At 46.3% G+C, this 9,035-nt stretch carries 8 protein-coding genes and 1 pseudogene; all 9 read right to left on the reverse strand.

Annotation, left to right across the window (positions count from 1 at the left end):
- Positions 1-31: 31 nt before the first annotated feature.
- Entirely contained in the window at positions 32-292 is a 261-nt protein-coding gene (locus LI114_RS12560) for a hypothetical protein (RefSeq protein WP_227220971.1), read from the reverse strand.
- 132 nt (positions 293-424) lie between these two features.
- Positions 425-700, reverse strand: coding sequence for a Maff2 family mobile element protein (locus tag LI114_RS12565; RefSeq protein WP_226943084.1), 276 nt, complete (start codon positions 698-700; stop codon positions 425-427).
- Between the two features lie 232 nt (positions 701-932).
- Positions 933-1,856: pseudogene (locus LI114_RS12570) on the reverse strand (VirD4-like conjugal transfer protein, CD1115 family); the annotation flags it as partial.
- Positions 1,857-1,897: 41 nt separating this feature from the next.
- Positions 1,898-2,068, reverse strand: coding sequence for a transposon-encoded TnpW family protein (locus LI114_RS12575; RefSeq protein WP_005944796.1), 171 nt, complete (start codon positions 2,066-2,068; stop codon positions 1,898-1,900).
- Between the two features lie 142 nt (positions 2,069-2,210).
- Complete coding sequence (locus LI114_RS12580) at positions 2,211-4,082, reverse strand: AAA family ATPase (protein WP_227220972.1); 1,872 nt, start codon at positions 4,080-4,082, stop codon at positions 2,211-2,213.
- Complete coding sequence (gene mobQ, locus LI114_RS12585; protein ID WP_227220973.1) at positions 4,079-5,575, reverse strand: MobQ family relaxase; 1,497 nt, start codon at positions 5,573-5,575, stop codon at positions 4,079-4,081. Before mobQ ends, LI114_RS12580 begins: the two co-directional genes overlap by 4 nt.
- Complete coding sequence (locus LI114_RS12590; protein ID WP_227220974.1) at positions 5,541-5,900, reverse strand: DUF3847 domain-containing protein; 360 nt, start codon at positions 5,898-5,900, stop codon at positions 5,541-5,543. The genes mobQ and LI114_RS12590 overlap by 35 nt, the downstream gene beginning before the upstream one ends.
- A 382-nt stretch (positions 5,901-6,282) precedes the next feature.
- Positions 6,283-6,891, reverse strand: a complete 609-nt coding sequence (locus LI114_RS12595) for an ATP-binding cassette domain-containing protein (RefSeq protein ID WP_002593328.1) — start codon at positions 6,889-6,891, stop codon at positions 6,283-6,285.
- Positions 6,888-8,852: a DUF1430 domain-containing protein gene (locus LI114_RS12600; protein ID WP_227220975.1), complete on the reverse strand. Its 1,965-nt coding sequence runs from the start codon at positions 8,850-8,852 to the stop codon at positions 6,888-6,890. Before LI114_RS12600 ends, LI114_RS12595 begins: the two co-directional genes overlap by 4 nt.
- Positions 8,853-9,035: the final 183 nt, after the last annotated feature.

Consider the following 9,035-nt stretch of genomic DNA (forward strand, 5'->3'; position numbering starts at 1 on the left):
TGCTTAACTTCAAATCCTTGCGGTCAATGTGTCAAGTTTTATTGACAAAATCACAATGTTCGGGTTCATACCTGAAAAAGTCCTGTCCCTCCTTTAAGCTGCTTCGCTCCACTTCATAGCCTTTCTCCGAAAGAAACTGATAGAAAGCGCTCCATTCCTCATCGAACGGACACCATATCTTCTTGTCTTTCGGAAGAAACTCCAGTAACGGTTCTACCGCATAAAATGGTGTGTAGACCTCATCTCCTGCACTTGTTCGGTTAGCTGTCAGATAACCGATGTTTATTCCCATTCTGTCTTATCGCTCATACCCACCACAGCCCACCGCCGAGCGACCTTTCATAATTCTATTGGAACGGCATTATTTATATAGCGTTCAGCCGAGGTTTACGCTTGTCTCCGTTCTGAATTTTCGGTATTCAGATTACACCGCACCGGTCATCATACCCTCAAGAACAGGTACGAGAATGATAGCGAGGAGGATCAGACCAAGACCAGCCATAAGCTGCTTCATGCCCTGGCTCTTCGCACCGGGGTTATCATTACCGTAACCTTCGAGGAGGTTTACGACACCCCAAAGCGAAACACCGCCGCCGATAAGGCAGATAACGCTCTTGAGTACGGTGCAGGCAGTAGTGATGAAGGACGAGGTATCGACCTCGCCGGTGCCTGCTGCGAATGCCTGAGTAGTACAGGTCATAGCCATAACGCCTGCAACGGTTGCAAACATGGTTGCCTTCTTTGCACCACGGGTGAGCTTAGAGAGCCACTTGTGCTTAGGTGCAGAGGTAGTGGTTGCTGTCTCCATAGCGGTAGCATCGACCGCAGAAATATTCAGTTCGTTCATAGGTAAAAAGTCTCCCTCAAAATAAAAAAAGTAGTGTCCGCAGCTTCAACCGTTTCTCTTTTATTCGGTTTCTTCACTGTCCGAGTTAAAATCCGACATATATCTCTTTTTCGTCGGTTTCCTCAGAATTTGGAGTATCAGCGGTTTCTGTTTCTGTTGCTGATACTGTTGTAACTTCCTGTCCGGCGGCCGTCATATCAACACCATACCCCGTGAACTTCTCCTGTCGAGACAGTCTCAAACGCATCGCCTTTTGGTCACTCACATATTTTTCGATGTTGAACCCCATCTCAGGATTATCGTCCAAGAGCATTGGATATTGCTTATGACGGGTAATGTCAAACTTGTCCGAGAAGAACGGACGCACTCCTCGCACTTGTAAGATACATTTACCGCCGTCCATGACCGCCAGTTCGTCCTGACTTTTCAGCTCTTTGCCGAGCTTCTGATAGTTCATACCGTAGCTTTCCGATTGTCCACGATTGGTGGAGGTATTGAAACTGTCGATCGTTTCTTTACCCAAGCTCTCTGAGATCTCTTTCAGCGTGGACTTCTCCTTACCGCCCAAAAACAGCATCGTATCACAGTTGCCCTCAATCGTATCTGCATTATCTTTATATATAGCCTTTAGCTGGCTCTTAGCTTGCAAGATGATCGACGCGCTGATTTCACGGCTTCGGATAGTCGCAATGAGCTTCTCAAACTGCGGTATTTCGCCAATATTGGCAAATTCGTCTAACAAACAGCGTACATGATAGGTCAGCTTTCCCCCTGGGGAATTATCTGCTTTGGTGCAGAGTAGGTTGAAAAGCTGTGAATACATGATAGCGACCAGGAAGTTAAAAGTCGCATCTGTATCGGAGATGATTATGAAAAGCGCACTCAACTCATCACCGAGCTTGTCAAGGTGCAGCTCATCGTAGGAGGTGATCTCCAAGACCTCATCTATTGCAAAAGGCGCGAGTCGTGTCGAACAGCTAATAAGAATAGACTTAGCCGTTTTTCCAGAGACGAAAAGTCAAGGACTTTTTCATCAAATTCAAAAAGAAGTTACATTTTGCGGACTTCCTCACGGAGCAGACGCTTGATTTTGTCCTCCATCGTCTCTTTTGCGGTCTGGCTGAAATGCACACGGACGATATAGGTTGTCTTTCCGATCTGCTTTCTGACAGTCGGGCAAGGGGTGTTGGTGGTGGTGCTGTGGGTTGCGGTATTGTTCATTCAAAATCCTCCTGTAAATGAAAAATGTCCGGTGACTGTTCATCATCGGGCGATGTCGGTATGAGGGAACAAGGCAAGGCGGCAACATTAAGGTATCTATAAAAACCTTGCCGTCTTTGCCACGCTTGCCGTGTTCCTGTTGTCAGTCTCGGAGATAGCAGACCCATGCTGTGCCGTCTTTCTCGGTCACAAGCCTGTCCCCGATACGGCTCTTCGCCGTTCTCATGGTGCGTGAGGAAATCCCACGCTCATTGACCGTCTTTTCCAGCTCTGCACTTGGCATACGCTTTCCATCTGCCAGCAGTTCCAGAATGAGCATTTGCGCTTGTGCGGTCTTGCTCTCGGTCTTGGCGGTGTCTGTCCCGGCAAGAAGCTCGTCAGCGGTAATGTCATAAGCTCCTATCCATTCAAAGCCTTTCTCGTCTCCCAGAGAAAAGGCAAGGGACTGTCCGGGCGGCGCAAGGGAGCTTTTCTCATGGATAAGCACCCTCGTTGTGGGGCTGTCCTTCAGCTTGCCGATAAAAAGCAGACTGCGGACTGCCGCCGTAATGTCGATAGACCCTAATCCCCGATAGGTGCTTTGCGTTCCTGCGGCTTTGTTCAGGTGTCCGATCAGCACGATAGCGCATCCGGTAGCCTGTGCAATGTCTCCCAGACTACGGAAGATGGGACGGACTTCATTTGCCCGGTTCATGTCCACATCTGCGCCCAGAAACGCCTGCATCGGGTCAATGATAACCAGCCTTGCGTTGTTCTCTCGGATTGCTCTTGCGATGCGCTCATCAGCAAGGGTCAGCGGCGTGTCTCTATCGTCAATAACAAGCACTCGTTCAAGGTCTGCGTCAGCTTCCATCAGCCGGGGCTTAACGGTATCGCCCAGACCGTCCTCGGCGGTCTGATAGATGATATTGAAAGGCTCAAGTGTCTCCATACCGGGTAAGGGCTTTCGGTTGGTGCAAGCCGCCGCAAGGCGCATAGCAAAGTAGGTCTTGCCCTCGCCGGGGTTGCCCTGTATGATGGTCAGCTTTCCAAAGGGAATATACGGAAACCATAGCCAATCCACGCTCGTCAGCTCCACATCTGCCATACGGAGCATTGGGACAGGCTGGGCGGTGGGCAGCTCTCGCAGCGTGATTGTCTCGGCTATGAATTTGCGGCTGGGAATGTCCCCTTGCTGACGGAGAACATCGTTCCAGTCTTTCCTTGCCGGGACAAGGCGAATGACGGCGATCTCGCTGGGAATGTCCTGCGCCAGTCGGAAGCAGGCTTCACTTCCTGCGGTGTCGCTGTCAAGGCAGAGGAACACTTTTCGGGTGTCCTTGCGTTCAGAAAGGAAACGGTCAAGGGCTTTGCCCGAAACGCCGCCCAGGGCAAGATAATTTCTTGTCTGCCAATCCTGCGGATAAAGGCAGATAAAAGACAAAAGGTCTATCGGTGCTTCAAAGACAAAAAGCTGATTGCCGTTTCCCTCATAGCGGAACGGATAGGACTTGTCAGACCCGGCAATGTCCTGTCTGAATGGGTCTGCCGTTCCTCGCACATGGGCGTATCTCGGCGTACCGCTTCGGTCTCTGCCGACAAACACAACATTGTGCCGCTTTGCGTCCTCGTAAATATCCCCAGAAAGAAGAAAAGCCTCAACAAGCGTTTTGTTGAGGCCTCGGCTTTCTGTGAGATATTGGATTGCTCTGTCGGCTGTCCTGTTGTGCAAGGGCAAGTGAAACGCTGTGGGCGGTGCTGTGGTGGCTTCGGTCTGTCCCTCGCCGTTTTCGCCTGTCAACATCTGAACAGCTTCGGGAAAGGACTTGCCGTAAAACTCCATGACGAAATCAATGGGATAGCCGCCCTTGCTCTGGCTGTGGCGAAACCACTTGTTTCCCCGGACGGTCAGGCTGTCATGTTCTTTCCAACGGTATTCCCGTCCGCTTTTGATAAGTGTCTCTCCCTGTGTGCGGAGAAAATCTTCCAGACTGACGGCGTTTGCCCGGTCAATCTGTGCTTGGGTGTAATTCATCGGGATATATCCTCCTTTTTGTGTCGTGTTTGGGGTCGATTTTGGTGCATTTGTTCCTCTGTACGCTCGTTAAATCGGGCGGCAGTATCTACACATGACTTGACCTTCCAAAGGCGGTGTAAATCGTCTCTGACGGTCTTAAACTCGCCATAGGTGGTGTTGTGCGCCTGTTCCAGCTCGTCATACTCTTCGGTCAGCTTTTTCATATCCACCTTGCCATCCGGGAACTCTCCGGTCAGCTTGCGTCTGGCGGCGTAGAACTGTTTCAGTTCTGCTTCATGCTCTGCCTTGTACTTGGCTCTGGGCTTCTCAAACTTGATTTTCTGCAAGCCGTCATAGACAGGCTTCAAGCTCTGGAAAGCAGCGGAGCTGTCATAGAGCTGCTTAATTGCTTTCATTCGGGCGGTCTGTTCGTCCAGCGTTTTCTTCAAGCTCTCTGTGGCAGCACTGTGTTCGCTGACACGGTGTTCCAAATCTCCAAGGGAGTAAATGCCGTTTGCCCGGAGATAATTGAAAGTCTCGTTCATCTCCTTTAGATTGCTGACCTTGCCTTTCTGCGAATAAGCCCCGGCTCTGCGCTGGGTGTAATAGGCGTTCAGCAGAGAAACAAGGTCGGGTGCCTGCGGCTTGGCAAGCTCCGCTTTTGCTTCGGCAATCCAATCAAACAGGAGAGCGATTTTCTTCTTAATGTCCCGGATAACGGCATTGGTCGCTCTGATCCAGCGATTGAACTCGCCTTTCTCGGTGCGTATGCCTTTCTTCTCCATTGCCCGGACGGTTGCGCCCTCATGGACGGTGGGAAGAAGCTCTACGCCCTGACGCTCATAGCTTCGGTGGTCGATACGAACGTCAAGCCCCTTTTCCGCAAACTTGGCGTTGCATAACTCTGCCCATGTCTGCCGCCAGTATTCCAGCGTTTCGGGACTGCCCCAGTCGGTAGTGGGAACGGCGTTGAAAACAAACTCGCCGTTCTGGTCCCGGATACGGTTGCCGTCCTCGTCCAGCTCATACACCCGGCGTTGCTTTAGCCCCCATTTGCCGTTCTGCTCGATGGGGCGGATAGGGCAAAGCACATGAAAATGTGGATTTGGTATGCCACCGTCCTCCCGGTCTGGCTGGTGTACGGCGAAGTCAACCACCATGCCCCGGCTCACAAAGTTCTCCAATAAAAATTGCCTTGCAAGAGCGATGTTTTCCTCAAGGGAAAATTCATTCTGCAAGGCAATGTCAAAGCTGTATGCAAGCTGGGCGTTCTTTCCACGCTCGGCTTTTTCCACGGCGTTCCATAGGGTCTGGCGGTCTGCGTATTCGGGCGGTGCATGGGACGGCAGGAGAATGTCGGAGCAGATCACGCCGCCCTTGCGGGTGTAGTCGCTGTATTCGCCGTAATACTCGCTATACAAGCGTTCCCCTGCTCGGTAGGCGGCAGAAGCAATAGCGGACTGTCCTGCGCTTCGCTTAGTCTGCGTGACGCTCAGATGAAATAGTGCCATCGGCTTTCAACTCCTTTTCTCTGTTTGCTTGGCTGATGTGGGTAATCGCCATGTGTCGGACGGCTCGCTGGACTTCTGGCAGGGAAAAGATGTATTCCATCAGCTCTGTCATTTCGGTGCGTGTGAGATCTTTGACCTCTGGGGCAAGGCTCTCAACCGTGCCGCCCAGATTGCAAAGGCGGTGGGTGCGCTTGGTGCGTTCGCCTTTCTCCAGATACTTCTTTCTGTTCTCCAGACGCTCCAGCTTGTGCTGTTCCTGTGCAAGCTGCGTCTCAGCTCGTTCCTTTTCGGCTCGAAGCTGATCGAGAGTTTTCGGTTTTGTCATTGTGATTGACCTCCTTTTTTGATTTTTGGGATAAAAAAAGACCGTCAACTTTTCGCACATTGCGACCAGTCAACGGTCTGATTTTCGGTATTTATTTTTCCAAACTTGCTGGCGGCGAACAGCATTTCATGCTGTTTGCGGACGGCAAGTCCACAAGGGATAGACGCACAAGCGTCGCAAGGGAGTGTAGCTCCCTTGACGGAACGAAGTGACGAAACATTTTCGGTCAAGCAGTTTTTCTCTGCTGACCGGGAATGAAGCTCCGCAGGACGCACATACTCCCGATAGGAGAGTATAGAAGTGCGCCCTTTAGTTCCTAAAGGGATTTTCTTCTGACCCAAATTACATAAAATGTAGATCAAGACATTTCTAAGAGGCACTCTCAGATTTTCACAACATAAGGTTCATCTTCAATAATACCCTGATCGTGGGTAACAATGATAACCGTTTTACCTTCTTCATTGAGTTCGTGCAATAACCTCATAACAATATCTCTATTTTTCTTGTCAAGTGAGCCAGTAGGTTCATCTGCCAAAACAACAGAACATTTTTTCATCATAAGACGAGCTAAAGCAACTCTCTGTTGTTCACCACCGGAAAGCTGATAAACTTTTTTGTTAACTTCCTTTGATAACCCCACACGATTAAGAGCTTCTTTAAGTGATACTTTAGTTCGGCTTGATTTTTTAATCAAACTTAAATTTTCTTTAACTGTCTTATTTTCAAGCAGTGCAAAATTCTGAAAAAGAAACCCCACTGTATCCGCAAAAAAACTGTTTTTATTTTTAAGCCGGGTAATATTCAGCCCTTCGATTATGATACTGCCGCTATCCGGCTTTTCGATACCACCAATCATATTGAGCAAAGTGCTTTTTCCACTGCCGCTATCCCCGCTGATTACTACAAAACTTCCATCCGGAATTTCCAAATTAAAGTTGGAGAAAATTATTTTCTCTCCAAATGCTTTATTTAAGCCACGAATTATAATCATAAACATCCACCTTTCAAGGACTTTGAGATATTTGTTTTTTCAACCCACATAACATTTGTGAAAATGATTGCCATTTCAATAATGGTGAGCAATGCTCCAACCAGTAAAGCAATCCCGACACTTGCGTTAGATATAAAAAGCGAAACAATGCAAATCAATATCACAACGGCTATATTTTCTAAGAGATTAACGGAAATAAATCTTTTGTGCCTTTCATAAAAGCGATAGCCCAAAACCTTTTTGAGGGAGATTTCCATCGCATTAAGTCTAAATTCCATTTTCACTTCAGATATGATGATAGCGATATCTAACAGCAATACTAATACGCAAAGAGAGCTTATAAAGCCAATCAGTTTCACGAGGAAACTATGACTATAAGTATAATCCTCCCCGACATTCGTCAGCATAAAATAGTGTGGACCAAGCTGTTCTGCATATTTTTTCGCAGCATTACGAATTGTGCTTTCATCGCATCCGTAGATCACCTCACCATTATATGTTCCTGTTTCGATATAACTTCCATTCAAAGCAACAGCCTCATTTGCCTGATAAATAACAATCGGATTTGTTGCTCTTGACAATCCGTCAATAGCCTCTTCTCTGTTCGAATTGAGATAATAAAATTGCTCTCTGCCAGAATATTCTTTATAAACAACACGCAGTTCTTCTGCATTTTGGGTAAGAGAGTCAATTTCCTCTTTTGCGATATCTTTGTATGATTCCGCATTTTTTCCCTTTGGCACGAAGACCACGATATCCTCTTTTTCATCATCTTCAGTAAGCATATCAGAAAACCCTTGCAGCATATCTCTGGCATTATGATTTACAAAAATATAATTATCCGTATCGCTTATCCGGCTGCCTATGCAGACCACCGGATTTATAGTGTTGTATTCATTTTCGTAAAGGTCATTCCAAAATTCGCTCTCTTTGGATTCCTCCTCATTTTCTTCAAAAGGAGGTTCAATCTGCATAACTCCAAAATAGTAATCATTATAATGATTTTCTAAAAGAGTAGTGTTTGTAAGTAAATTACCTTGAATGCTACTGAGATTTGTAGTTATTGTAAAAATCGTCATAGCAGTAGCAAATACTTTAAGACCGTTCAGAAGATAAAACATACCTTTTTTATCTGAAGCATTGGCAAAGGCTTTTTTTACATCAAAGCGGACAAAAGCAGCATAAGGAATTACGGAAAGAACTGCTCCGGCACAATACACTGCCAAAATGAGATGATCTTCATACGCTCCCGATATAAATTGAGAAACAAGCAACTTTGCTAAGACGAATAATGCAGCATATGAAATCATATCAGCCACTACAGCTTTTAGAGCAATCACAGCAGCATTTTCGCCCAGAGAAGCTCGTACAACTACTTCCTTTTGTCTGCGTATCACCTCAATCATATTAAGTACAATCATCAATATGGCAACCAGGCCCCAAACAATGAACATCATATCAGTTTCGGTTGATTGCCAAAACTCTGGCTGCGATATAGAATATTCTTTTGCCAAATCTTGATATGTGGCAATAATGTCATCATCGTCACCGATATAGCTGACCATTATTTCCTGTCCATTACCTGTGTTTTTTGCTTCTCTAAAATCTTCAAATTCTATTACGGTGATTCCGCCTATCAAAGCCGTATATGTTTTTTCCTCAATATCCATTGTGCTTTTAAGACTATCCCGAACAACGGTATCATCACCATAAATATAAAGTCTTGTCTGATAATTAGAAACTCTCTGATTAAAAGTCGAAAAAATATGAACACCATGCTTCTCAGCTGTATCTTCTGCATTGGCTAAAAATGAATCCATATCGTCATTAGTAGTTGTGTATCTGGACGATAAATAATAAGCACCATTAAAGGTCCAGAGCATATTTTGATATACTTCAGCTTGCATAACAAAAGCAAAAATAATCGTAATCAACAGCAATATATTTCTTATATGTTTCATTTAAAATTCTTAAACCTCCTTTGAATAGGTAACAGACACACGATTGCCCAAAATACTAATATGGATTTTTTCATACAACCACATTCTCTTGTTAGATTCTAATTTTCCGTTTTCTTTATTCGCATAAATTATGATTTTGTCAATAAAACTTGACACATTGACCGCAAGGATTTGAAGTTAAGC

The sequence above is a fragment of the Ruminococcus sp. 210702-SL.1.03 genome (assembly GCF_020559915.1).
Classification (GTDB): domain Bacteria; phylum Bacillota; class Clostridia; order Oscillospirales; family Ruminococcaceae; genus YE71.

Coding starts and splice junctions, on each gene's coding strand:
- LI114_RS12560 (WP_227220971.1), bottom strand. CDS start 292: ATGGGAATAAACATCGGTTATCTGACAGCTAACCGAACAAGTGCAGGA.
- LI114_RS12565 (WP_226943084.1), bottom strand. CDS start 700: ATGACCTGTACTACTCAGGCATTCGCAGCAGGCACCGGCGAGGTCGAT.
- LI114_RS12575 (WP_005944796.1), bottom strand. CDS start 2,068: ATGAACAATACCGCAACCCACAGCACCACCACCAACACCCCTTGCCCG.
- LI114_RS12580 (WP_227220972.1), bottom strand. CDS start 4,082: ATGAATTACACCCAAGCACAGATTGACCGGGCAAACGCCGTCAGTCTG.
- mobQ (WP_227220973.1), bottom strand. CDS start 5,575: ATGGCACTATTTCATCTGAGCGTCACGCAGACTAAGCGAAGCGCAGGA.
- LI114_RS12590 (WP_227220974.1), bottom strand. CDS start 5,900: ATGACAAAACCGAAAACTCTCGATCAGCTTCGAGCCGAAAAGGAACGA.
- LI114_RS12595 (WP_002593328.1), bottom strand. CDS start 6,891: ATGATTATAATTCGTGGCTTAAATAAAGCATTTGGAGAGAAAATAATT.
- LI114_RS12600 (WP_227220975.1), bottom strand. CDS start 8,852: ATGAAACATATAAGAAATATATTGCTGTTGATTACGATTATTTTTGCT.